The organism is Stenotrophomonas sp. Steno-Z1, assembly GCF_056393175.1.
This window is the reverse complement of record NZ_JBWJPB010000002.1, coordinates 796520-821107: the sequence shown is the minus strand read 5'-3', so window position 1 is coordinate 821107 and position 24588 is coordinate 796520. Positions and strand designations below refer to the sequence as shown.

Annotated in this window: 22 protein-coding genes; 11 read left to right on the top strand and 11 right to left on the bottom strand. The window is 68.2% G+C overall.

The genetic code is table 11. The features are described from left to right. Positions 1–11: 11 nt before the first annotated feature. Both AC06FD_RS10585 and AC06FD_RS10580 read right to left on the bottom strand, forming a co-directional pair. A complete protein-coding gene (locus tag AC06FD_RS10585; RefSeq protein ID WP_259208358.1) occupies positions 12–704 on the bottom strand; it encodes a glutathione S-transferase family protein in 693 nt (230 codons plus the stop codon). Between the two features lie 142 nt (positions 705–846). Beyond that, on the bottom strand, positions 847–1056 hold the full coding sequence (locus AC06FD_RS10580) for a cold-shock protein (protein WP_006451993.1): 210 nt from the start codon (positions 1054–1056) through the stop codon (positions 847–849). Between the two features lie 300 nt (positions 1057–1356). On the opposite strand from AC06FD_RS10580, the gene AC06FD_RS10575 reads away from it, so the two are divergent. Then, positions 1357–1833, top strand: coding sequence for a YaiI/YqxD family protein (locus AC06FD_RS10575; RefSeq protein WP_478077740.1), 477 nt, complete (start codon positions 1357–1359; stop codon positions 1831–1833). A gap of 67 nt (positions 1834–1900) precedes the next feature. Here the strand turns inward: AC06FD_RS10575 and AC06FD_RS10570 are convergent, their stop codons facing one another. Both AC06FD_RS10570 and AC06FD_RS10565 read right to left on the bottom strand, forming a co-directional pair. Then, a complete protein-coding gene (locus AC06FD_RS10570; RefSeq protein ID WP_478077739.1) occupies positions 1901–2761 on the bottom strand; it encodes a pseudouridine synthase in 861 nt (286 codons plus the stop codon). Next, positions 2758–2940: a hypothetical protein gene (locus tag AC06FD_RS10565; RefSeq protein ID WP_478077738.1), complete on the bottom strand. Its 183-nt coding sequence runs from the start codon at positions 2938–2940 to the stop codon at positions 2758–2760. The genes AC06FD_RS10570 and AC06FD_RS10565 overlap by 4 nt, the downstream gene beginning before the upstream one ends. Before the next feature lie 123 nt (positions 2941–3063). Between AC06FD_RS10565 and AC06FD_RS10560 the strand changes: the two genes are divergently transcribed. The 3 genes from AC06FD_RS10560 to AC06FD_RS10550 all read left to right on the top strand — a co-directional run bounded on the left by AC06FD_RS10560 (position 3064) and on the right by AC06FD_RS10550 (position 6973). Beyond that, entirely contained in the window at positions 3064–3615 is a 552-nt protein-coding gene (locus AC06FD_RS10560; RefSeq protein ID WP_478077737.1) for a YaeQ family protein, read from the top strand. Positions 3616–3625: 10 nt separating this feature from the next. Beyond that, entirely contained in the window at positions 3626–4810 is a 1185-nt protein-coding gene (locus tag AC06FD_RS10555; RefSeq protein WP_478048665.1) for a BaiN/RdsA family NAD(P)/FAD-dependent oxidoreductase, read from the top strand. Between the two features lie 90 nt (positions 4811–4900). After that, positions 4901–6973 (top strand): EAL domain-containing response regulator, encoded by a 2073-nt coding sequence (locus AC06FD_RS10550; RefSeq protein WP_394164864.1) that lies wholly within the window; start codon positions 4901–4903, stop codon positions 6971–6973. Between the two features lie 72 nt (positions 6974–7045). On the opposite strand, the gene fabV is transcribed toward AC06FD_RS10550, so the two are convergent. The 6 genes from fabV to queA form a co-directional block, all read right to left on the bottom strand. Then, positions 7046–8302, bottom strand: a complete 1257-nt coding sequence (fabV, locus tag AC06FD_RS10545; protein ID WP_478077736.1) for an enoyl-ACP reductase FabV — start codon at positions 8300–8302, stop codon at positions 7046–7048. 576 nt (positions 8303–8878) lie between these two features. Continuing rightward, positions 8879–9856 carry a protein translocase subunit SecF gene (gene secF / locus AC06FD_RS10540; protein ID WP_259208341.1) on the bottom strand — a complete coding sequence of 326 codons (978 nt, stop codon included), beginning with the start codon at positions 9854–9856 and terminating at the stop codon, positions 8879–8881. 16 nt (positions 9857–9872) lie between these two features. Beyond that, positions 9873–11726, bottom strand: coding sequence for a protein translocase subunit SecD (secD, locus tag AC06FD_RS10535; protein WP_259208340.1), 1854 nt, complete (start codon positions 11724–11726; stop codon positions 9873–9875). A 61-nt stretch (positions 11727–11787) separates the two neighbouring features. Then, a complete protein-coding gene (gene yajC / locus AC06FD_RS10530) occupies positions 11788–12132 on the bottom strand; it encodes a preprotein translocase subunit YajC (RefSeq protein ID WP_259208337.1) in 345 nt (114 codons plus the stop codon). A gap of 152 nt (positions 12133–12284) precedes the next feature. Beyond that, a complete protein-coding gene (tgt, locus tag AC06FD_RS10525; protein ID WP_478077735.1) occupies positions 12285–13415 on the bottom strand; it encodes a tRNA guanosine(34) transglycosylase Tgt in 1131 nt (376 codons plus the stop codon). A gap of 70 nt (positions 13416–13485) precedes the next feature. Next, entirely contained in the window at positions 13486–14550 is a 1065-nt protein-coding gene (queA, locus tag AC06FD_RS10520; protein WP_259208332.1) for a tRNA preQ1(34) S-adenosylmethionine ribosyltransferase-isomerase QueA, read from the bottom strand. Between the two features lie 212 nt (positions 14551–14762). On the opposite strand from queA, the gene AC06FD_RS10515 reads away from it, so the two are divergent. Together AC06FD_RS10515 and AC06FD_RS10510 are read left to right on the top strand one after the other, a co-directional pair. After that, positions 14763–16259: an aminotransferase class III-fold pyridoxal phosphate-dependent enzyme gene (locus tag AC06FD_RS10515; RefSeq protein WP_478077734.1), complete on the top strand. Its 1497-nt coding sequence runs from the start codon at positions 14763–14765 to the stop codon at positions 16257–16259. Between the two features lie 372 nt (positions 16260–16631). Further along, positions 16632–17225, top strand: coding sequence for an LOG family protein (locus AC06FD_RS10510; RefSeq protein ID WP_394164468.1), 594 nt, complete (start codon positions 16632–16634; stop codon positions 17223–17225). 43 nt (positions 17226–17268) lie between these two features. Here the strand turns inward: AC06FD_RS10510 and AC06FD_RS10505 are convergent, their stop codons facing one another. After that, on the bottom strand, positions 17269–20148 hold the full coding sequence (locus AC06FD_RS10505; protein WP_259208325.1) for a bifunctional diguanylate cyclase/phosphodiesterase: 2880 nt from the start codon (positions 20146–20148) through the stop codon (positions 17269–17271). A gap of 238 nt (positions 20149–20386) precedes the next feature. Between AC06FD_RS10505 and AC06FD_RS10500 the strand changes: the two genes are divergently transcribed. The 5 genes from AC06FD_RS10500 (at position 20387) to AC06FD_RS10480 (ending at position 24508) form a co-directional block, all read left to right on the top strand. Next, the gene (locus AC06FD_RS10500) at positions 20387–20905 is read left to right on the top strand and encodes an RNA polymerase sigma factor (RefSeq protein WP_478077781.1); all 519 of its coding nucleotides are present in this window, start codon (positions 20387–20389) and stop codon (positions 20903–20905) included. Then, the gene (locus AC06FD_RS10495; RefSeq protein WP_478077733.1) at positions 20902–21840 is read left to right on the top strand and encodes a hypothetical protein; all 939 of its coding nucleotides are present in this window, start codon (positions 20902–20904) and stop codon (positions 21838–21840) included. Before AC06FD_RS10500 ends, AC06FD_RS10495 begins: the two co-directional genes overlap by 4 nt. Before the next feature lie 37 nt (positions 21841–21877). After that, positions 21878–22486 (top strand): IMPACT family protein, encoded by a 609-nt coding sequence (locus tag AC06FD_RS10490; RefSeq protein ID WP_394164470.1) that lies wholly within the window; start codon positions 21878–21880, stop codon positions 22484–22486. Further along, positions 22479–24245 (top strand): ABC transporter transmembrane domain-containing protein, encoded by a 1767-nt coding sequence (locus AC06FD_RS10485; RefSeq protein ID WP_478077732.1) that lies wholly within the window; start codon positions 22479–22481, stop codon positions 24243–24245. The genes AC06FD_RS10490 and AC06FD_RS10485 overlap by 8 nt, the downstream gene beginning before the upstream one ends. 68 nt (positions 24246–24313) lie before the next feature. Further along, positions 24314–24508 (top strand): hypothetical protein, encoded by a 195-nt coding sequence (locus AC06FD_RS10480; RefSeq protein WP_259208318.1) that lies wholly within the window; start codon positions 24314–24316, stop codon positions 24506–24508. The last annotated feature ends 80 nt before the right edge of the window (positions 24509–24588 follow it).

Genomic DNA, 24588 nt, shown 5'->3' with positions numbered 1-24588 from the left:
CCCCCGCAAGCTCAGGCGGTGCCGGCGCCCAGGTCCAGCGCCCCGCCCCGATCACTGGCGCGCTGATAGGCCGGACGCTGCTCGATGCGCTGCAGGAAACCCTGCAGCTTCGGGTAGGCCTGCATGCCGCCAGCGCGCGAGGCGGCGGCCTGGATCGGGAAGCTCATCTGGATATCGGCCGCGGTGAAGCGCTCGCCGGCAAACCACGGCGACTGGCCCAGCTCACGCTCCATCCATTGCAGGTGCAGCGTCAGCTGCGGGCCCACGAACCGCTTCATCACCTTATCCACGATGCCGCGGGCGATCGGGCGGGCGAAGAACGGCATCGGCGCCTTGCGCACCCGGGCGAACACCAGGCTCATCAGCAACGGCGGCATCGCCGAGCCTTCGGCGTAGTGCATCCAGTAGCGGTAGCGCAGGCGCTCGCTGGCCTGCGCGGGCAGCAGCTCGGGCGACAGCTGACGGCCACTGTCATAACGGTCGGCCAGGTACTCTAGGATCGCCCCGGACTCGGCCAGCACCAGTGCGTCGTCCTGCAGCACCGGCGACTTGCCCAGCGGGTGGACCTCGCGCAGAGACGGCGGGGCCAGCCAAGTCTTCGGGTCGCGCTGGTAGGTCACGACCTGGTACGGCAGGCCCAGCTCTTCGAGCATCCACAGCACGCGCAGCGAGCGCGAGTGGTCCAGGTGGTGCACTTTGATCATCGACGCGTCCGCAGGGTTCAAAGCGTCATCGTAACCGGCGGGCGGCCACCACGATGTCGTTGCCCGGCACGCGCGCAATAAAAAACGCCGGAAGCTTTCGCTTCCGGCGTTTCATTGCAACCTGACGGTAGCGGGGGGTCGATTAGACCGCCTGCACCTGGTCAGCCTGCATACCCTTCTGGCCCTGCACGGCGACGAAGGTCACCTTCTGGCCTTCCTGCAGCGACTTGAAGCCGGTGCCCTGGATGGCACGGAAGTGCACGAAGAGGTCCGGGCCGCTTTCCGGGGTGATGAAGCCGAAGCCCTTGGCATCGTTGAACCACTTGACGGTGCCGCTCTGACGATCAGACATGTACAAACTCCTGAAACAATAGTTGAAATAATCGCGGCCGCCCATTGTGGGCGCCGAGACTGAGTTGCAGGCGTTGGTAAAGCGGATCGATGAGCAGATCGTGAGATCAACTGCACCAGGCCACGATTCACGGTGACCCTAGCAAACACAGTGTGGGGGACGATACTCGTGTTTTACCGAAAAAGCGATAGCTGGTTTATTCAGCCATCCCCCCGTCCCGCCTGACGCGACAAGGGATTGGCCCATCCTACACCAATTCACCCCGCCTATTCAGACTTTTCCTACCTTAAGATCAGCCAAATGCCCGATTCAAGTTCTGCCACCCGCCGCATCTGGGTCGACGCCGACGCCTGCCCGGTGGTGATCCGGGAGATCCTGTTCCGCGCCGCCGAGCGGGTGACGATCCCGCTGACCCTGGTGGCGAACCACGGACTGCGCGTTCCGCCCTCGCGGGTGATTCGCTTCCTGCAGGTGCCGCCGGGCCTGGACGTGGCCGACAGCGCCATCGTTGCGCGGGTGTCCGCCGGCGATCTGGTGGTCACCCAGGACATCCCGCTGGCTGCGCTGGTCCTGGAAAAAGGCGCCGTGGCACTCAACCCCCGCGGCCAGCTGTATACCCCGGACAACATGGCCGAACGCCTGTCGATGCGGAACTTCATGGAGGAATTGCGCGGCGCAGGCATCCAGACCGGCGGCCCACCGCCGCTGGGGCCGCGCGAGCGCCAGGCCTTCGCGGCGGAACTGGACCGCTGGCTGGCGCAGCGTTCAGTGCGCTGAACGGCAACGGTGCCGCCCGGCCCCCTGACATTGCCACCCGCCGTAGTGCCGGGCCGCAGCGCGCGTACTAGCCGAGGCGGAGGGCGCTGCTGAACCACCTCTGCGCGCCATCCAGCGGATCGGCAAACGCCAGTTCCCGCGCCAGCAGCTGGAGCGGCCCCGCCCCCTCGCCGGGCGCATCCTGGCGCAGGTACGGATACAGGTCGTCGCCCACGATCGGCGCGCCCAGCGCTGCCATATGCACCCGCAACTGGTGCTTGCGGCCGGATTCGGGCTGCAGCCGGTAGCGCCACAGCGGCCCCTCGGCGTCGATCACCTCGATCCGGGTCCGCGCATTGGGCGCACCCTCGGCCTCGGCCATGCGGAAGAACGGCTCCCCCGGCACCAGCCGGCTGTGCCGTTCCAGCGGGAACACCAGCCCGGGCAGTGCCGGGGCCAGCGCCTCGTAGGTCTTGTCGATGCGGCGCTCGCGGAACAGGCGCTGGTAGGCATTACGGGTTGCCGGCCGGGTCGAGAACAGCACCAGCCCCGCGGTCAGCCGGTCGAGCCGGTGCAGCGGCACCAGGTCCGCGTTACCAGTCCGCGCGACCAGCCGCGCCAGCAGGGTTTCGCGCACGTGCCGGCCAGCCGGGGTGACCGGCAGGTAATGCGGCTTGTCGGCCACCAGCAGGTCCGCATCCTGGTAGAGGATGGCGTCGGCGAACGGAATCACCGCCTCGTCGACCACCTCACGGAAGTACCGGATCTCCAGCCCCACCTGCCAGGGCCCGTCCGGGGCCAACGCCCTGCCCTGCGCATCCTGCACCCGGCCACGCGCGAAACGGTCCGCCCATTGCGCGCGGTCGATCCGCGGGAAGCGCGCGCACAGCCCGTCCAGCAGGGTCGGCCACGGCCCAGGCGGCAGCTGCAGGCGGCTGGGCGCGGTCACGCCGGCGCCCCGCCCAGGTCTTGCGCGTCGGCGGGCAGGCGGGCCACCGCCAGCAGCTGCCGCCCCGCCCCGTGGGCGGTCAAGACCACGGCCGCAGGCACGCCGGCACGTGCCACCCGCACGCTGCAGGTGAAGGTGGCGCCATCGATCTGCAGGCGACGGGGACGGGGGCGTGGCATGGACCGGGCAACCAAGGGCGGCAGGCAGCGAAGCGTGCCACCAATGGCGGCGATCCAGAAGCACCGCATCGGACACCCCGGGGGCAAACCACTATCATGGTCCTCTTTGCTCCCGGTATCCCCATGGCCCTCACCGCCACCATCCGCAAGGCCGAACTGCAGATCAGCGACATGGATCGCGGCTACTACGCCAGCCATTCGCTGACCCTGGCCCAGCATCCCTCCGAGACCGATGACCGGTTGATGGTACGGCTGCTGGCGTTCGCGCTGAACGCCGACGACCGCCTGGAATTCGGCCGCGGCCTGAGCGTGGACGACGAGCCGGACCTGTGGCGCCGCGACTACACCGGCGACATCGAGCTGTGGATCGAACTGGGCCAGCCGGACGAGTCGCGCCTGCGCAAGGCTGCCGGCCGCGCACGCGCGGTGCAGCTGGTCACCTACGGCGGCCGCGCGGCCGATATCTGGTGGGATCGCAACGCCTCGGCGCTGAGGAAGCTGGCGGTGCTGGAGGTGATGGACCTGCCGGGTGAGTTCGTCACCGAATGGGGCGCGCAGATCGAGCGCACCATGCAATGGGACGTGCAGATCCAGGACGGCGAAGTGCAGCTGACCTCCGACAAGGCCCAGCTCAGCGTCATCCCCACCTGGCGCAAGCAGAAGCCGCAGGCCTGAGTCCGCTGCGATGTCCGTGATCCGATGCGATGTACTGGTGATCGGCGCCGGCGCGGCCGGGCTGATGTGTGCGCTCACCGCCGGCCAGCGCGGGCGCATGGTGCAGGTGATCGACCATGCCAACAAGGTCGGCAAGAAGATCCTCATGTCCGGCGGCGGGCGCTGCAACTTCACCAACACCGGCACGACGCCGGCCAATTTCCTCTCCGCCAACCCGCACTTCTGCAAGTCGGCGCTGGCCCGGTACACGCCCTGGCACTTCATCGAGATGGTCGAGCGCCACGGCATCGCCTACCACGAGAAGGAACTGGGCCAGCTGTTCTGCGACATCTCCTCCAAGCAGATCGTGCGCATGCTGATGGACGAATGCCAGGCGGCCGGGGTGCAGGTGCGCACCGATTGCGCGGTGACCGACGTCCAGCGCGGCGCCGATGGTTTCCACGTGACCACCGCGCAGGGGCAGTTCCATGCCGCCTCGCTGGTGGTGGCCACCGGCGGCCTGTCCATTCCCAGCCTGGGTGCGACCGGCTTCGGCTACGACCTGGCCCGCCAGTTCGGCCATGAGGTGCTGCCGACCCGCGCCGGGCTGGTGCCGCTGACCCTCAGCGGCACGCACCAGGAACGCTTCAACGACCTCAGCGGGGTGGCGCTGCCGGTGACGGCGCGCTGCAACGACGTGGCCTTCAGCAATTCCATGCTGATCACCCACCGCGGCATCAGTGGCCCGGCGATCCTGCAGATCTCCTCGTTCTGGCAGCCCGGCGACGCGCTGCACCTGGACCTGCTGCCGGGCCAGGATGCCGAGGCCTGGCTGCAGGCGATGAAGCGCGACCGCGGCGCGGCCGAACTGCGCACGGTGTTGTCCGAGGTGTTGCCGCGGCGGCTGGCGCTGCGCCTGTGCGAGCACTGGCTGCCGGACCGTCCGGTCAAGCAGATCGACGCGCCGCAGCTGCGCCAGGCCGCCGCCCTGCTGCAGGCGTTCCCGCTGGTGGCCAGCGGCACCGAAGGCTACCGTACCGCCGAGGTCACCCTGGGCGGGGTGGACACCCGCAAGGTGTCCTCCAGTACGTTCGAATCGCAGTTGGTCCCCGGCCTGCACTTCGTGGGGGAAGTGCTGGACGTGACCGGCTGGCTGGGCGGCTACAACTTCCAATGGGCCTGGGCCAGCGGCCACGCCGCCGGCCAGGTGGTCTGACCTCTCAGTGGATCCGTGACCGGCTACCGTTTGCCGCATGGACGTATCCACACGCATCGTGTATCAAGTTTGCAGTCCGGGGAGTAGTGAATGCAGAACGCGAATGACATCACCGTCCGCCTGCTGATCGTGGATGACAGCGGCGAAAACGCTGAAACCATCGTCAGCACGCTGCGCAACAGCGGCATCGCGGTGCGCCCGGCGCGTCCGCAGCACAGCGAGGAGCTGGCCCAGATCCTGGGCAGCCAGCCGATCGACCTGGTGCTGGTCGCCCCGGCGCAGAGCATCCCGCTGCTGCAGGTGACCCAGCAGATCGCGGCCAGCGGCAAGGACATCCCGATGGTCCTGCTGGCCGAATCGATCGACGAGAACGAGTGGGTCGAAGCCGGGGCCAACGGCATCCGCGCGATCGCCCTGCGCAACCGCCCCGAACACCTGCTGGCGGTGGTGCGCAATGAATGGACCGACCTGCACGCCCGTCGCGGGCTGCGCCGGATCGAAGCGCAGATGCGCGAGACCGAGCGCCGCTGCGATGCGTTGATCTCCTCCTCGCGCGACCCGATCGCCTACGTCCACGAAGGCATGCACATCCGCGCCAACGAGGCGTACCTGGAGATGTTCGGCTACGAGTCGTTCGACGACGTGGAAGGCATTTCGCTGCTGGACATGGTCGCCCCGCAGCACGTGGACGGTTTCAAGCAGCTGCTCAAGTCGATGAGCAAGGGCGAGGCGCCGCCGCCGCAGTACCAGGTGGACGCGCGCAACCAGGACGGGGCGGTGTTCCCGGCCACGATGGAATTCACCCAGGCCAGCTACGAAGGCGAGTCCTGCCTGCAGGTGGTGTTCCGCCGCCGGCGCATGGAGTTCGACCCGGAGCTGGCGCGCGAAGTCGAAGACCTCCGCCAGCGCGACCAGGTCACCGGCCTGCTCAACCGCCCCACCTTCATGCTGCACGTGGAGAACGCGGTGGCCCAGGCCGGTCGCAGCGAAGGCCAGTTCGGCCTGCTGCTGGTCGAGCCGGACCACTACGCCCGCCTGCTGCCGGATATCGGCCTGGATTCGGCCGATGCGCTGATCGCCGCGCTGGCCCGGGTGCTGGCCGACAGCGTCGGCGACGCGGCCCAGGTGGCCCGTTTCGGCGAGCACAGTTTCGCCGTGCTCACCGAAGGCGCCTACGCGCAGACCGTCGCACTGGCCGACCAGATCCGCGACGCCTTCGCCGCGCAGGTGTTCAGCATCGGCGAGCGCTCGGCCACGGTCACGGTGAGCATCGGCGGCGTGCAGGTGGGCGAGAAGATCGCCAGCATCGGCCAGGTGCTGGCCCGCGCCACCGAGTGCCAGCAGGCCGCCTCCGAGCTGGGCAACACCAGCCGCATCTTCGACCCGGCCGCCGTAGACCGTGTCGAGGAAGAGCGCATCCAGCGCTGGGTGGCACGCATTCGTGAAGCCCTGGCCGGTGACGGTTTCCAGCTGCACTACCAGCCGGTGCTGAACCTGCAGGGCGAGGCACTGGAGCTGTACGAGGCCTACCTGCGCCTGGACAACAACGGCGAACTGCTCAGCCCCACGGCGTTCCTGGGCATCGCCGAAGAACATGGCCTGCTGGCCGAGATCAACCGCTGGGTGGTCGCGCATGCCATCAGCGTGCTGGGCCAGCGCGAGCGTGCCGGGCACCCGACCCACCTGATGGTGAAGATCACCCCGGAGTCGTTCAACGATCCGTTGATGGTGGCCACCCTGCGCCGCGAACTGCAGGCGCATGGCGTGCCGGGCGAGCGGTTGTGGCTGCATGCGCCGGAGGCCAAGGTGTTCACCCACCTTCGCAATGCCCAGCAGTTCCTGGCCGACGTGGCCCCGCTGGGGTGCCGGATCGGCCTGGAACAGTTCGGCTCGGGGCTGGACTCGTTCCAGCTGCTGGCCCACTTCCAGCCGCAGTTCCTCAAGCTGGACCGCGACTTCACCCGCGATGTCGCCAGCACCCGCGAGCACGGCGAGAAGATCAGCGAGATCACCACCCGCGCGCAGTCGGCCAACATCCGCACCATCGCCGAGTTCGTCGCCGATGCCAACTCGATGAGCCTGCTGTTCAGTGCCGGCGTGGATTACGTGCAGGGCGAGTTCGTGGGGCCGGCCGGCCCGCTGATGAACTTCGATTTCGCCTGAGGCGTCGCGCCAGTGGTGAAACGAAAGCGCCGGGCAGTGCCCGGCGTTTTCAATGCTGCATACCCTGCCGGATCAGGCCATCTCGACCAAGTTCGGAATCTTCACGTCGGTGGCCACATCCGCGTCGTAATCCACGCCGTCCACGCCGAAGCCGAACAGGCGCAGGAAGTCGGCCTTGTAGCCGGCCAGGTCGCTGATCTCGTACAGGTTCTCGTTGGTCACCTGCGGCCACAGCGCAACCACCTCGCCCTGCACGTCCGGCGCCATTTCCTTGTAATCCGCACGCAGGCGGCCGGCCTCGTCTATCAACGCGACCGTGCGGCCGCCGTCGCTGAGGTCATGGCGCAGGCGCTCGGTCGCGGTGCCGCTATCCTTGCCGCCGTAGACGATGTCATACAGCGTATCGAGCTGCTCGATGCAGCCTTCGTGAGTGCCCTTGGCCTTCATCACCTTGAACAGCAGCGACAGGTACAACGGCATGGTCGGGATGGCCGAGCTGGCCTGGGTGACCACGGCCTTGAGCACCGACACGCGCGCGTCGCCGCCGATCTTCTCCAGCTTCTCGCGCAGGCCCAGCACCTTGGTGTCCAGGTCCTTCTTGGCCGCGCCGATCGAGCCGTTCCAGTAGATGGCCTGGGTGATCTCTTCGCCGACATAGGTGAAGGCGGTGGTCGTGGCGCCTTCGGCCAGTACGCCGGCCTCGAGCAGCGCATCGATCCACATCTGCCAGTCTTCGCCGCCCATCACCGCAACGGTGCCAGCGACTTCTTCCGGGGTGGCCGGCTCAATCGTGGTCTCGGTGATCACTTCCTTGTCGGTATCCAGCCCGCGCAGGGTGATCGGCGCGCCGATCGGCTTGAGCGTGGAGCTGATCACTTCGCCGGTCTTGGGGTGCTTGCGACGCGGCGCGGCCAGGCTGTACACCACCTGGTCGACCTGGCCGAGGTCCTGCTTGATCAGCTCGATGACCTTGGCCTTGACCTCATCGGAGAACGCATCGCCGTTGACGCTCTTGGCGTACAGGCCGGCCTGCTCGGCGTACTTGTGGAACGCAGCGGTGTTGTACCAGCCGGCGGTGCCGGGCTTGGTCTCGGTGCCCGGACGCTCGAAGAACACGCCCAGCGTCGCAGCATCGCTGCCGAAGGCGGCAGTGATGCGCGCGGCCAGGCCGTAGCCGGTGGACGCGCCGAGCACCAGCACCTTCTTCGGCCCGTTGGTGATCTTCGGCTTGGCCTGGATGTACTCGATCTGCTGCTTGACGGCCGCATCGCAGCCGACGGGGTGGGTGGTGACGCAGATGAAGCCGCGCACACGCGGTTTGATGACCATGGAAACCTCGATTGGACTGGCGCAGGCCCAGCCTGCGCGATGAAAAGGGGCGGCGCGCGCCACCGGAGCGGCTGCACGGAACGCATGGGATCGTAGTGCGCGGGGGCGCGTTGCACAACCGACGGGGGTGTATGGCGCGCGGCCTGTCACCCGCCCCTCGCCCGACCGTTGGCCGCATGCTGGGCGGAGAGCAGCCGGGCATGGCCCGGCTCTACCAAGCGAGAGCAGCCTGCGCAGGAAAGCCATGCGCGATGAATGCCACATGCCAGACAAGAAGGGATCGTCGACGCTCAGGAAAAGTGGCCGTCGACTCTACCGTCCGGTTCGCGCCGAACCAACAGAGGATGGCGGGTAGCCCCGTGCAGGACCGTCATGCGCCATGGATGGCGCATGTCGAGCCCCCATGGACGGGTTTACGGCGTGTCCTGCGCGGGGCTGCCCGCCATCCTCCATCACGCGCAACAAGGACGCCGACGTTGGCATTCCAGCCGCTCGCCTTTGACCATGCCCGTGCCGCCCAAAAAGAGAAAAGCCGCGCAGAGCGCGGCTTTTCAGGTCCATCAGCCAACCGATGCCTTACGGACGACGCTCCAGCGCCTCGATGTCCTTCGCCTTCGGCAGCAGGTCCTGCTTGGTCACGCGCAGCGCACCGATGGTCAGCATCGGCACGGCCACCAGGATCGAGGACAGCACCACGATCACCGCGCCCACCATGTGCGTCTCGGCCAGGCCTTCCATCGACGTACCGCCGTACAGGTACAGCGCCAGGGCCGACAGGAAGAACATCACCGCCGTGATCACCGTACGCGACAGCGTCTGGTTGATCGACCGGTTCAACACCTCGAGCGGCTCCACACGCAGACTGCGGAAGTTCTCACGCACGCGGTCGAACACCACGATGATGTCGTTGATGGCAAAGCCCATCACCGACAACAGGCCCGCCAGCACCGTCAGGTCGAACTCGCGACCGATCGCCGAAATGTAGGCCACCGTCACCAGCAGATCGAACAGCGCCACGATGCTGGCCGTGATCGCGAACTTCCATTCGAAACGGAACGCGATGTAGATCAGGAAGCCCACCAGCATGAACAGCGTGGCGTACAGGCCGTTCATCGCCAGGTCCTTGCCGACCTGCGGGCCCACGAACTCGTTGCGCTGGATCGTGGCCTTGTTGTCGTCCAGCGAAATGGCCTTCACCACCGCAGCGGCGGTGCGCTGGTCACTGGCCGAATTGCCGGTGCCGGGCGCGTGCTCACCCTGCGGTGCCAGGCGGATCAGCAGATCGGTGTTGCCACCGAAACTCTGCACCTGGGCACCCTCGAAACCATTGGCCTCGAGCTTGGCGCGGACATCTTCAACGTCCACCTGGCGCTCGAAGCGGGCTTCGATCAAGGTGCCGCCGGTGAAGTCCAGCGCGTAGTTGAAGCCCTTGGTGGCGATCAGCGCGATCGAACCGATGAACAGCAACAGGGTGACCACCATGGCGGCATGACGCCAACGCATGAAGTCGATCTTGGTGTCGTTCGGGAGGATATGCAGCGGAAACAGTTTCATTGTGCGTGTCGTCCCGTCAGATGGCCACGTTCTGGAGCTTCTTGCGACGGCCGTAAATCAGCGTCGCCAGGGCGCGCGATACGGTGATCGCCGTGAACATCGAAGCGAAGATACCGATGATCATGGTCAGCGCGAAGCCCTTCAGCGGACCGGTGCCGAATGCATACAGCGCCACACCGACAATCAGGCCGGTCAGGTTGGCGTCGAGGATGGTGCCGCTGGCGCGGTCATAACCGGTCACGATCGCGGTCTTGCCCGGCATGCCCGCACGCAGCTCCTCGCGGATACGCTCGTTGATCAGCACGTTGGCATCCACCGACAGACCCACCGACAACGCCAGGCCGGCGAAGCCAGGCAGGGTCATGGTGGCGCCGAACATCGACATCACCGCCACCACGATCAGCAGGTTGAACAGCATCGCCAGCGAGGTGATCACGCCGAACATGCGGTAGTAGATGCTGAAGAACACCAGCGTGAACAGGAACGCGTAGACCACCGCGGTGATACCGTTCTTGACGTTCTCCGCACCCAGGCTCGGGCCGACCACGCGCTCTTCCACGAAGTCCATCGGCGCGGCCAGCGAGCCCGACTTCAGCAGCTTGGCCAGGTCTTCGGCTTCCTTCTTCTCCAGGCCGGTGGTCTGGAAGTTCTTGCCGAACACGCCATTGATGTTGGCCACCGAGATCACTTCTTCCTTGACCCGGAAGCTGCGCACTTCCTTGCCATCGACCATGTTCACGGTCGGGATGCGCTCGGTGTAGACCACCGCCATCGGCTTGTTCACGTTGGCGCTGGTGAAGTCGAACATGCGCTGGCCGCCGACGTTGTTCAGCGTCACGCTGACCGCCGCCGCACCGTTCTGGTCGGTGGTGGCCTGCGCGGCGACCATCTGGTCACCGGTCACGATCACGCGCTTGTTGAGCAGCACCGGGCCACCGCTGTCGCGGCGCTGGTAGACCTTGGCCTCCGGCGGGATGCGGCCGCTGGCGACCGCATCCTGCGCGTTGCCTTCCACCACGGCGCGGTATTCCAGCGTCGCGGTGGCACCGATCATGCGCTTGGCTTCGGCCGTGTCCTGCACGCCCGGCAGCTGCACGACCACGCGGTCGGCACCCTGGCGCTGGATGATCGGCTCGGCCACGCCCAGTTGGTTCACGCGGTTGCGCAGGGTGTTGATGTTCTGCTCGATCGCGCCATTGGCGATCTGGTTCAACTCGGCCTCGGGCACCTTGACCGCGATGCGGTTGTCGGTGACCTCATAGCCCAGCGTCGGCTGCGCCTTGGCCATCACCTCGCGCGCACGGGTCACCGCATCGGCGCCGGCGGACGGGCTGATGGTCGCCACGATGCTGTTGTCCGTGCGACGCTCCACCGACTGGTACGCGATGCGGGCATCGCGCAGGCTGGTGCGCACGTCTTCGGCGTAGGCGTCCAGGCGCTTGTCCAGCGCGGCCTTCTGGTCGACCTGCAGGACGAAGTGCACACCGCCCTGCAGATCCAGGCCGAGCACCATCGGGCGGCCGCCCAGCTTGGCCAGCCACTCCGGCACGGTCGAGGCGAGGTTCAGCGCTACCACGTAGTTTTCGCCGACCGTGTCGCGCAGCGTATCGCTGGCGGCGGCCTGCGCCTTCAGGTCGGCCAGGCGGACAATCAGGCTGTCGCCTTCCTTCTCCGCGCCGATCGTGGTGATGTTGGCCTTCTTCAGCTCGGCCAGCACGCGATCGCGCAGGGCGTCATCGATCTGCCCGCCACGGTTGGCGGTGATCTGGACGGCCGGGTCCTTCTGGTAAATGTTGGGCAGCGCGTACAGGGTGCTGAGCGCCAGCACGATCAGGATGACGAAGTACTTCCAGCGTGGAAATTCGAGCATTGCTTGGGTCCCGCGCGGCGCCCGTCCCGGCGCCGCGGTTGTGCTTCGGAAAAGGAGTGGCTCAGTTGGCCGACTTCAGCGTGCCGGTCGGCAGCACGTTGCCCACGGCGCCCTTCTGCACGCGGATCTGCACGTTGTCGGCCACTTCGATGGTGATGAAGTTGTCGCCGATGTTGGTGACCACGCCGGCGATGCCGCCGTTGGTCAGCACTTCGTCGCCCCGCTTGATCTTCTCCAGCATGGCCTTGTGTTCCTTCTGGCGCTTCATCTGCGGGCGGATCATCAGGAAGTACATGATCGCGATCAGGATGATCGGGAACAGCAGCGTGGTCAGACCCATGCCCTGCGGCTGGCCACCAGCGGCTTGGGCGTGGGCGGCGGGAATCAGGAAAGCGAGCAGGTTCATCTTGTGTCCTTGGGTTGGGAGGCGCCCCGCCCAGGTGGGCCGGGGAGTCGCCGCGAAACGGTGGTCAGCCACGAAGTATGCCATGGCCCCGGGAGTTCGTCCTTGGGCCGTTTGGCAGGGTCGGCGCGCCGGCCCGGAGCAGGCGGCAGGCCTTACAGGGCCGGCGTGGCCATGCCACGGGCCGCGTAGAAGGACTCGCGGAAGGCGGCAAAGGTTCCCGCCGCGATGGCCGCGCGCATGTCCGCCATCAGCTTTTCGTAGTAATACAGGTTGTGGATGGTGCCCAGCATCGGTGCCAGCATTTCGTTGCAGCGGTCCAGGTGGCGCAGGTAGGACCGGGTGTAGCCACTGGTGCAGGCGTGGCAGCCGCAGCCCGGCTCGATGGTGTCCATGTCGCGCTCGTAGCGGGCGTTGCGGATGCGTACGGTGCCGAACGAGGTGAAATAGTGGCCGTTGCGGGCGTTGCGGGTGGGCATCACGCAATCGAACATGTCCACGCCACGGGCAACGCCTTCGACCAGGTCCTCCGGCCGGCCCACGCCCATCAGGTAGCGCGGGCGGTCGGCCGGCAGGATCGGGTGCATGTGGTCGAGCATGGCGTTGCGCTCGTGTTCCGGCTCACCCACCGCCAGCCCGCCGATGGCGTAGCCGTCGAACCCGATCTGCTGCAGGCCCTCGGCGGAGCGGCTGCGCAGATCGTGGTGGACCCCGCCCTGGACGATCCCGAACAGCGCCGCGTCGTTGTCCAGCGCGTCATGCGCGTTGCGGCTGCGCTGGGCCCAGCGCAGGCTGAGCTCCATCGAGGTGCGCGCCACCGGCTCGGTGGCCGGGTACGGGGTGCACTCGTCGAAGATCATCACGATGTCCGAATCGAGCACCTTCTGGATGCGCATGCTCTCCTCCGGCCCCAGGAACACGCGGGCACCGTCGGTCGGCGAGGCGAAGGTGACGCCCTGCTCGGTGATCTTGCGCCGATGGGCCAGCGAGAACACCTGGAAACCGCCGGAATCGGTCAGGATCGGCCCGTCCCAGCGCGCGAAGCCATTCAGGCCGCCGTGGTCGGCGATCACGTCCAGGCCCGGGCGCAGGTACAGGTGGAAGGTATTGCCCAGGATGATTTCCGCACCCAGCGCCCGGATCTGCTCGGGCAGGATGCCCTTGACCGACCCGTAGGTGCCCACCGGCATGAACGCCGGGGTTTCCACGGTCCCGCGCGGGAACGTCAAGCGGCCGCGGCGGGCGCGGCCGTCGGTGGTCTGGAGCTGGAACTGGAGTCGGGACATGGAGCAGGATTCGGGCAAATAATTGCCGATTATCGCCGAAAAGCCGCGCGCCTGCCCTGCCGGCCGCCCTTTACCCCTGCGGGAACAGCAGCATCGCATCCCCGTAGCTGAAGAACCGGTACTTCTCCGCGATCGCGGCCCGGTAGGCCTCGAACACCCGGTCCTGCCCGGCGAAGGCCGAAATCATCATCAGCAGGGTGCTTTCCGGCAGGTGGAAGTTGGTCACCATCGCGTCCACGCTGCGGATCCGGTAGCCGGGGGTGATGAAGATCTGGGTCTCCCCGGCATATGGCAGCAGTTCGCCGTCGCGCATCGCGCTCTCCAGCGCGCGCACCACCGTGGTCCCCACCCCGATCACCCGGCCGCCGGCCGCGCGCGTGCGGCGCACCTGCTGGACCAGCTCGGCGCCCACGTTGAGCCATTCGCGGTGCATCACATGGTCGGTCAGGTCATCCACCCGGACCGGCTGGAAGGTGCCCGCGCCCACGTGCAGGGTGACATGGCCGACCTCCACGCCCCTGGCCGACAGCGCCGCCAGCAGCGCCTCGTCGAAATGCAGGCCGGCCGTAGGCGCGGCCACCGCGCCCACTTCACGGGCGAACACGGTCTGGTAGCGCTCGCGGTCGTCCAGCCCCGGCTCGCGCTGGATGTACGGCGGCAGCGGCAGTCGACCGGCATGCAGCAGCCATTGCTCCAGCGCCTCGGGCACGTGGAACTGCAGCACATAGAACTCCCCGTCGCGCCCCAGCACTTCGGCCTCGCCACCGGCATCCAGAGCGATCCGGCTGCCCGGCTTGGGCGACTTGCTCGCCCCCACCTGGGCCCGCGCCTGCTGCGCGCCCAGCAGGCGCTCGATCAGGATCTCGACCCGGCCACCACTGGCCTTCTGCCCGAACAGGCGCGCCGGAATCACCCGGGTGTCGTTGAACACCAGCAGGTCGCCGGGGTTGAGCAGGTCCGGCAGGTCGCGCACGTGGCGATGCTCGAACGCGGCCGGGGCCTGCGGGACCAGCATCAGGCGGCTGGCCGAGCGCTCGGCCAGGGGCGCCTGCGCGATCAGCTCAGGCGGCAGTTCATAGTTGAAATCGGACTTCTTCAAGGGAGCGCACGGCAACGTGTAGGCAATGTCGGCCATTGTACGACTGGCCCTCGGTGGCAATGCGCGATTGGGCGAACGTCGCGCAAAATGCTGCTATGCAACAGTTTTCTGCGGGGTTATCGCGCGAAAAACCGCGTGCTAGCATCGAGATGGAAGTCAGATGCACGAGCAGGAATACCCCGAGCGCGCGCGAATAGACGCGCGTTTTGCATTTCCGCCGTGCCGCCAATCGTTTCAGGAGATCTGCAATGAGCTTCATCGAACGTCTTGCCCCCCTTCGCGCCCAGCCCGGCACCCGTCTCACCGCCGGCCTGGATGACGCCAGCCTCGAGCGCCTCGCCGCGGGCCATCCGCAGCTGGTGGCGGCCATCGACGCCGCCGTGGCCGAATTCGAGCGCGTTCGCGCCGATCTGGGCGACCTGCTGGCGCTGGACGAGCGCGCCCAGATCGACGCGATGCAGGATGGCTTCGTCAATTTCTACGCCGACGATGCCGTCACCCCCTACGTTGCCCTCGCCGCGCGTGGCGCCTGGGTGGTCACCCTGAAGGGCGCGGTGCTGTACGACGCCGGCGGCTACGGCATGCTCGGCTTCGGGCATACCCCCGAGGCGGTGCTGGCCGCCATAGCCGCCCCGCAGGTGATGGCCAACGTGATGACCCCCAGTCTTTCGCAGCAGCGCTTCATCCAGGCCCTGCGCAAGGAGATCGGCCACCGCCGCGGCGGCTGCCCGTTCGCCCGCTTCATGTGCCTCAATTCCGGCTCCGAAGCGGTCGGCCTGGCCGCGCGCATCGCCGACGTCAACGCCAAGCTGCAGACCGATCCGGGCGCCCGCCATGCGGGGGAGAAGATCAAGCGCGTGGTGATCAAGGGCAGCTTCCACGGCCGTACCGACCGCCCGGGCCTGTACTCCGATTCCAGCCGCAAGACCTACGTGCAGCACCTGGCCAGCTACCGCGGCGAAGATAGCGTGATCGCGCTGGCGCCGTATGACGAGGAGGCGCTCAAGCGGGTGTTCGCCGAGGCCGAGCAGAACCAGTGGTTCATCGAGGCCGTGTTCCTGGAGCCGGTGATGGGCGAAGGCGACCCGGGCCGTTCGGTGCCGCCGGCGTTCTATGCCCTGGCCCGCGACCTGACCCGCCAGCACGGCAGCCTGCTGCTGATCGACTCGATCCAGGCCGGCCTGCGCGCCCACGGCGTGCTATCCATCGTCGACTATCCCGGCTTCGAAGGCCTGGACGCGCCGGACATGGAGACCTATTCCAAGGCACTCAATGCCGCGCAGTTCCCGCTGTCGGTGCTGGCCGTCACCGAGCATGCCGCGCAGCTGTACCGCAAGGGCATCTACGGCAACACGATGACCTCCAACCCGCGCGCCCTGGACGTGGCCTGCGCCACGTTGTCGCTGCTGACGCCGCAGGTACGCGAGAACATCCGCGTGCGCGGGGCCGAGGCCGTGCGCAAGCTGGAGCAGCTCAAGGGCGAGCTGGGCGGGCTGATCACCAAGGTGCAGGGCACCGGCCTGCTGTTCTCCTGTGAACTGGCCCCGCAGTTCAAGTGCTATGGCACCGGATCCACCGAAGAGTGGCTGCGCAACCACGGCATCAACGTCATCCACGGCGGCGAGAACTCGCTGCGCTTCACCCCGCATTTCGGCATGGACAGCGACGAGCTGGACCTGCTGGTCGGCCTGGTAGGCCGGGCACTCAAGGAAGGCCCGCGCCGGCAACAGTCGCAGGCAGCCTGACCCCCACGGTCGCCGCCCTCCGCCGTAGAGCCGACCGTTGGTCGGCTGCCGTCACCCCGTAGCGCCGACCGTCGGCCGGCTGCCATCACCCCGTAGAGCCGACCGTTGGTCGGCTGCGGCACCCCGTAACGCCGACCGTTGGTCGGCTGCCGGCACCCCCGTAACGCCGACCGTTGGTCGGCTGCCGGCACCCCGTAACGCCGACCGCTGGTCGGCTGCCGCCACCGATCGCCGATTGGCCTCCACGCCCGTAACGCGCGATAATCACCGCCCGCATCCGCGGAACGACACCCCGTCACGAGACCGGAACACTGGTCATCGGCGGGGCTTTTTCGTTTCCGCCGCGTCAGTTTCTGAACACAGGAAGATCCAATGAAGTCGATTTGCGTTTACTGTGGTTCCAACCCCGGCAGCAAGCCGGTCTACACCGAGCGCGCCATCGCCCTCGGCGATCGCATCGCCCGCGACGGCCTGCGCCTGGTCTATGGCGGCGGCAATGTCGGCCTGATGGGCACCGTGGCCAACGCCGTGCTGGAAGGCGGCGGCAAGGTCACCGGCGTCATCCCCCAGCAGCTGGCCGATTGGGAAGTGGCGCACCGTGGCCTGACCGAGCTGGAAATCGTCGGCTCGATGCATGAGCGCAAGTCGCGCATGTTCGACCTCTCCGACGCCTTCGTGGCCCTCCCCGGCGGCTTCGGCACCATGGAAGAGATCTTCGAGATGCTCACCTGGCGCCAGCTTGGGATCGGCAACAAGCCGTGCGCCTTCCTGGACGTGGACGGCTTCTATGCCCCGCTGATCGGCATGATCGACCGCATGGTGGAAGAGCGTTTCCTGCACCCGGAACAGCGCGCCGACCTCTGGTACGGCTCGGACATCGACGCCATGCTGGACTGGATGCGCGCCTACCAGCCGGCCCAGGCCTCCAAGTGGATCGACGAAAAGCGCCAGGCCGCGTTGCGCTGATCCCCGGATGCGTTGACGAGGAGGTGCCGGCCAACGGCCGGCACTACTTCGCCGCGAACGTCTCCATCGGCGCCGGCCGCCCCAGCAGGTAGCCCTGCCCGTAGTCGCAGCCCAACTGCAGCAGGGTCCGGCGCTGCGCATCGTTCTCGATGCCCTCGCCCACCGTCTCGATGCCCAGCGTGCGCGCCAGCGACAGCACGCCCTGCACCAGGGCGTAGGTGCTCTGCATGTCCTGCCCGTGCAGGCCGGCAATGAAGCTCTGGTCGATCTTCAAGGTGGAGATCGGGAACCGGTGCAGGTAGGACAGCGCCGAGAAGCCGGTCCCGAAATCATCCAGTTGCACCAGCACCCCGCGCTCGCGCAGCTGCTGCAGGATGCGCAAGGTGCGCGGGCCGTCGTCGAGCAACGCCACCTCGGTGATCTCCAGACGCAACCGGCGCGGGTCCGCGCCCGCCGCCTCGATCAGGCCGAACAAGCGCGCGCTGAAGTCGGCCGACCGGAAATGCCGCGGCGACACGTTGACCGACAGGTAGCCTTCGCCGCCCTGCGCCAGCTGCCCGATCACGTCCTCGTACAGCAGCCAGTCGACCTGCTCGATCAGCCCGCTCTCTTCCCCCAGGTCGAGGAATGCGCTCGGCAGCAGCAACCCGCGGCGCTCGTGCTGCCAGCGCAGCAGCGCCTCGTAGCCCACCACCGCACCATCGCCCAAGCGCACGATCGGCTGGTAGTACGGCAGGAAGTCGCGGTTGATGATCGCCCGGCGCAGGTCCGCTTCCAGGTCCAGGCTGCGCAGCGCCTCCTCGCGCATGGCCTCGTCGAACACCGCGCAGCGGTCCTTGCCCTGTGCCTTGGCCCGGTACATGGCCGCATCCGCGTCACGCACCAGCTCCTCGCCGTTGCGATAGCGCGGGTTCCACAGGGCGATGCCCAGGCTGCCGGACGGGAACAGCTCGCGGCCCTGCACCCACATCGATTCTTCGAGCGCCACCAGCATCCGCTGCGAGAAATCGCGCGCGGTCTCCAGCCCGTGTTCGCACTGCAGCAGGATCGCGAATTCGTCGCCGCCCAGCCGCGCCACCACGTCGCCACTGCCGATCATCGACACGATCCGCTTGGCCACCTCGACCAGCATCTGGTCGCCGGCGGCGTGGCCGATGCTGTCGTTGACCAGCTTGAAGCGGTCCAGGTCCAGGAACAGCACCGCAAAGCGCGGGCCGTCGGGCACCCGCGCGCGCGCGATGGCATCTTCCAGCCGATCCAGCAGGTGCAGGCGGTTGGGCAACCCGGTCAACGCATCGTGCATGGCCTGGTGGGTCAGCCGCTGTTCGGCGCGCAGGCGCTCGCCGATCTGCCCGAGCAGCTTGTCGTTGACCTCGGCCAGCTCGCGGGTGCGTTCCTCCACGCGCTTCTCCAGCTCGGCGTGCGCGTTGCGCAGGCGTTCCTGGTCGCGCTGGCGGGCCAGGCCATTGCCGATGTTCTGCGCAACGAAGGTCAGCAGGCGCTGGTCGTGCGCGGTGAAACTCACCTCCGGCGAATAGCTCTGCACCACGATCACTCCCACCACGTCATCGTCGCTGAGCAGCGGCACGCCCAGCCAGCAATGCGAGCGCGCGCCGAACTCGCGGACCCGGCCGGAGGCGCGCAGTGCGTCGATGTGTTCGCGCGAGGCCAGCAACGGCTGGCGGTTGCGCACGATGAACTCGGTGAGCCCCTTGCTGAAAGGACGCGGTGCGCGCGAGGCGTTGTACTCGTCCACCGAATAGACGAAATCCAGCCCGTCGCCGCCCTCGTTGACCAGCGCGATGTAGAAATTGCGCGCATCCAGCAGCGTGCCGACCACGCCGTGCACCTGCACGTAGAACTGGGCCAGGCTTTCGGCGCTCATCGCCATCTCGGCGATGTTGAACAGCGCCAGCTGCAGCTTCTCCGCGCGCCGGCGTTCCACCACTTCGTCCTGCAGGCTGCGGTTGGCGCGCTGCAGTTCCAGCGTGCGCCGCTCCACCTGGCGCTCCAGTTGCACCTGTGCCTGGCGCCGGTCCATCGCGGTCAGGATGTGCTGGGCCACGTAGCCCAGCAGGGTGCGATCGGCCTCGTTGTAGCGCACGCGCTGCTCGTAGCTCTGCACCACGATGGCGCCGCATACGCGGCCCTCGCGCAGCATCGGCACGCCCATCCAGTCCAGGCTCTCCGGGCCACGGCTGGGGTCGTACTCGTCGTTCATCGCCGCCAGCAGTTCGTTGGACGGCCCACTCAACGGCTGGCCGTGGCGCAGCAGCGCGAAGGTCAGGCTGCGCGGCATCTCGTGTTCTTCGTAGCTGCGGTCCGGGTCGGCCTCGAAGGTGTCGCGCTGGTCGGCGAAGTACAGGAACCGCACCCGCCGGCGGATGTCGTCGTACTCGACGATGTAGCAGTTCTGCGCGTACATCAGCGAGTTCAGCACGCGGTGGAAGTGCCGAAGCATCTCGGTCATCTCCAGGTCCGCGCCGGCCAGGTCGGCGATCTCGTACAGCGCCTGCTGCAGCCGCTTGGAGGTCTCCAGGGAGCGGATCTGCTCGCGCTGCCGCGCCAGTGCCAGGGCATCCTGCAGGGACTGCTGCGCGATCGCCCACCAGCCGTCATCCGGCGCGGCGTCCGCCGTCAGCACCCGCACCGCCAGTTCACTGCCCTGGTCCTGCCAACGACGCAACGAACGGTCGGGACCTGCCACATCGCCCAACAGCGACTCCAGCAACGCGGCCGTGCCCTGGGGCGGCGCCGGATGGGCGCGGCAGCCTTCGCCCAGCCCGGGGTCCACCCACGCCAGCGCCACCTGCGCGTCGCCAGCAAGCAACGCGCACAGCGACTGCGCAAGCGCAGCGGATACCACGGCGTCACGATCAGGATGCCCCACGGACGTCACCATCTGGCTGGACAGCATGTTCATCTCTTCTGGCACCGGAGTCCCGGTACCTCCCCTGCCCTGAGCATAGCGCGCCCACCGGGGGGCAATGGAAGCCCGCAACCCCGTTCAGCGCCACCGTACGTTGAACCCCTCATCTTCGCTGCCATCGCCGGCCATGTCGTCCGTTACCCTCGCGCGCCCGCCCAGCTATGCGGAATCCTGCCCAGCGCTTACTCTGTGCGCCGTGGATGCCGCCGCCCTGCCAACCGATGAGTCGCTGATGCTGGCCTGGGCCGGCGGCGAGCTGCGTGCGTTCGACACCCTGTACGCCCGCCACCGCAGCCGCCTGTACAGCTTCCTGCTGCGCCAGCTGCGCGATGCGGCACTGGCCGACGAGATGTTCCAGGACGTGTGGCAGCGGGTGATCGCCGCCCGCGCCGGCTGGCAGCCCGATGCCGCCTTCACCACCTGGCTGTTCCGGATTGCCCACAATCGGCTCAACGATCATTGGCGCGCCGCACGCCACCGTCCGCCCGCCCCCGGCGACGCCGAGGAGCGGGTGGCACGCATGAGCGATACGCATACGCCCGAGTCGCAGCTTTCCGAGTTCGAACAGCGCCGCCAGCTGCAATTGGCGATGGAGCAGCTTCCCGATGAACAGCGTGAGGTACTGCAGTTGCGGCTGGAGCAGGAGCTGAGCCTGGAAGAGATCGCCCAGATCACCGGCGTGGGCCGCGAAACGGTCAAATCGCGGCTGCGCTACGCCATGGACAAGCTGCGTGCAGGGGTGTCCGAATGAACCCGTCCGATCCGCTGACCCCCGAAGAACGCGAACTGGCGCGCCTGCTCGGCCGCGCCGCGCCGCACGCGCCCTCGGCGGCACTGGACGAGGCGGTGCTGGCGGCCGCGCGCGCCGCCGTGCAGCCGCAACCGGTCGCCACGGCGGTGGCGGAAGCGCCGGCGACCGCACCGATCGCGCGCCAGCGGCGTCCGCGCTCGCGCCTGCCGGCGGCACTCGGGCTGGCCGCCTCGGTGGTGTTTGCCGTGGGCATCGCCTGGCAGCTCAAGCCCGATACATCGCCCCCGCCGCCGCTGGCCGAGGGCGCACCGGCCGCTGCGGCGCCGCAGGCTGCCGCTCCCGAGGCGGCTGTCGCCCCGGCAACGGCCGAACGCACACCGGCCCCGGCGGAGGCGTCCAAGCAGGCGACGGCCCCCGCCGCGGCACCACCAGCGCCGGCGGCGCAGCTGGCCACGGACGCGCCGCGCGCGCAGCGCGAGGCCGCGCCCAGGTTGCCCGCACCGGCGGCTCCGATCGTGACCCCACCTGCCCCACCCGCGCCGCCTGCGCCAGCCGCTGCCCCGCGCCAGGACGACGCGCGCGCGGCGGAGGCGGCGGCACCGGTGCTGGACAGCGTAAGCCCCACCAGCGCGCCAGTGCCGTTCAAGGCCAACCAGGCCCCCGTCGCGCCGGTGGCCGCCGAGTCGGCCCGCAGCGCCGCCGGGGTGATGCGTCGCGCGGCGCCCGCCCGGGTCGCCGCCGATGCCCCGGCCAGCGCGGTGGACGCCGCCGTCGATGCCGATGCGCTGCTGCCGCGCAAGCAGTGGCTCACCCGGATCCGCGAACGCCGCGATGCCGGCGACCTGGAGACCGCGCGCGCCAGCCTGGAACGCTACCTGCAGCACTATCCCGAAGCGCGCGTGCCGCGCGACGTGCGCCAGTTGCTGGACAACTGACCCACCCGGGCGTAGCCAGCCCACTACAATGGCGGCAATGCCCGATACGCTCGCCACCGTCGTCAGCCACAGCCTGGAGATCAAGCACAGCCGCTTCATCGCCCATGCCGCGCCGATCGACGATGCCGCTGCCGCGCTGGCCTTCCTGCAGCAGGTGGCGGTGGCCGATGCCACGCACAACTGCTGGGCCTACCGGCACGGCAGCGAGTACCGCTCCAGCGACGACGGCGAGCCGGCCGGTACCGCCGGTCGCCCGATCCTGGCTGCGATCGACGGCCAGGGCTTCGACCGCGTGGTGGTGGTGGTGATCCGCTGGTATGGCGGCATCAAGCTGGGGGCAGGTGGGCTGGTCCGCGCCTACGGCGGCACCGCCGCCGAGTGCCTGCGCATCGCCCCCCGCCTGCCGCTGGTCGCCCTGGCCACGCTGCGGCTGCAGGCCGGCTTCGACGACCTCGGCGCCCTGCACGCCGCCCTGGCCGCCCATGGCGCCGAGAAGCAGGCCGAAACCTTCACCGCCTCCGGGGTGGAGATGCGGCTGCAGCTGCCGGCCGATCAGGCCGACCCGTTGAAAAACCGCCTGCGCGACGCCACCCGTGATCGTATCCGCATCGAAACATGCACCGAACCAGGCCACCTGAATGACTGATACTCCTCCCCCGCCGGCCACGGCGGTACGTCGGCTTGGCAGCCTCGGCACGCTGTGGCCGTTCGTGCGCCGGCATACCGGCCTGTTCGTGGCCTGGCTGGTGGCACTGGCGCTGTCCTCGGTGGCCACGCTGAGCTTGCCGCCGGCGGTCAAACAGATGATCGACCACGGCTTCAACGACAACGGCCAGATCAACCGCGCCTTTGCGCTGCTGTTCCTGGTCGCCGTGCTGCTGGCGCTGGCCACCGCCGCGCGCTTCTTCTTCGTCTCGCTACTCGGCGAAAAGGTGGTGGCGGACCTGCGCAGTCGCCTGTACGCGCACCTGATCGCGCTCGGCGCCGGCTTCCACGACCGCAGCCGCAGCGGCGAACTGGTCTCGCGCCTGACCGCCGACAGCGAACTGCTGCGCAGCGTGATCGGCTCGACCATGTCGGTGGCCCTGCGCAGCAGCGTCACCGTGGTCGGCAGCCTGGTGATGCTGTTCGTGACCAGCCCGCGCCTGGCGGCGTGGTCGCTGGTCGGCATCCCGCTGGCGGTGCTGCCGATCATCATCGGCGCCCGCCGGCTGCGCAACATCTCGCGCGCCAGCCAGGACCGCATCGCCGATGCCAACAGCCTGGCCGCCGAGACCCTGGGCGCGGTGCGCACGGTGCAGGCGCATGCGCGCGAACCGTACGAGCGCGGCCGTTTCAACGCCGCGCTGGGCGAATCGATCCGCGCCGCGCGACGGCGCATCGGTGCGCAGTCGATCGTCACCGCCACCGCCATCGTGCTGGTGTTCGGCGCGATCGTCGGGGTGCTGTGGCTGGGCGCGCACGATGTCATCGATCGCCGCATGAGCGCCGGCACGCTGGGCCAGTTCGTGCTGTATGCCTTGATCGGCGGCGGCTCGGTCGGTGCCCTGGCCGAGGTATGGAACGAGCTGCAACGCGCCTCCGGCGGCATGGGCCGGATCGCCGAACTGCTGCAGGAAGAGGTCGAGATCACCAGCCCGGCCAATCCCCAGCCACTGCCGCAGCCGTTGCGCGGAGAGATCCGTTTCGAGGATGTGGTGTTCCACTATCCGCAGCGCCCGGATACCGCCGCGCTGGAACATTTCGACCTGCACGTGCGCCCCGGTGAGACCGTCGCCCTGGTCGGCCCCTCCGGCGCCGGCAAGAGCACGGTGCTGTCGATGCTGCTGCGCTTCCACGACCCGGCCAGCGGTCGCATCCTGGTCGACGAGGTGGACGTGCGCCAGGTCGACCCGGCCGCACTGCGCGCGCAGATGGCGCTGGTGCCGCAGCAGCCCACGCTGTTTGCCAGCACCGCGCTGGACAACATCCGCTATGGCCGGCTGGAAGCCACTGACGAAGAGGTGCAACGTGCCGCCGAGGCGGCCGAGGCCGATGAATTCCTGCAGGTTTTGCCCGAGGGCTACCTGAGCGAACTGGGCGAGCGCGGCGCGCGCCTGTCCGGCGGCCAGCAGCAGCGCATCGCGATCGCACGGGCGTTGCTCAAGGATGCACCGATCCTGCTGCTGGACGAAGCCACCAGCGCACTGGACGCACAGAGCGAGCGTGCGGTGCAGCAGGCGCTGGAGCGGTTGATGGCCGGGCGCACAACACTGGTCATCGCCCATCGCCTGGCGACGGTACTCAAGGCCGACCGCATCGTGGTGATGGACCACGGGCGCATCGTCGCCCAGGGCACCCACGCGGAGCTGCTGGCCGAAGGTGGCCTGTACGCGGAGCTGGCCAAGCTGCAGTTCATCGATTGATGACGCACCGCTAACGCCGTGCGTTGCATCGTGCGCGGGTCCCAGACCCGCGCTGCAGGAGGTGTTCCATGTCGTTCCGACAGTTCCCCGCCACCGACGCCAACGGCGAAAGCTACGTCATCATCGAGTTCAAGCAGGAGCAGACAGGCGATGCCGCCGCGGCTGCCGCCGAGACCCGCTACGAACTTGCCGACGGTCGCCACCTGGTCCGCGACGGGCGTCAGTACCGCACCCGCGGCGGTGAGTTGACCCTGACCACCTGAGCCCACCCGGCAACCCGACAAAGGTCAAGCAAAATAGTTTGCATCCGGCTGGTCATTTTCTGGCCAGCCTTCTTGACAGC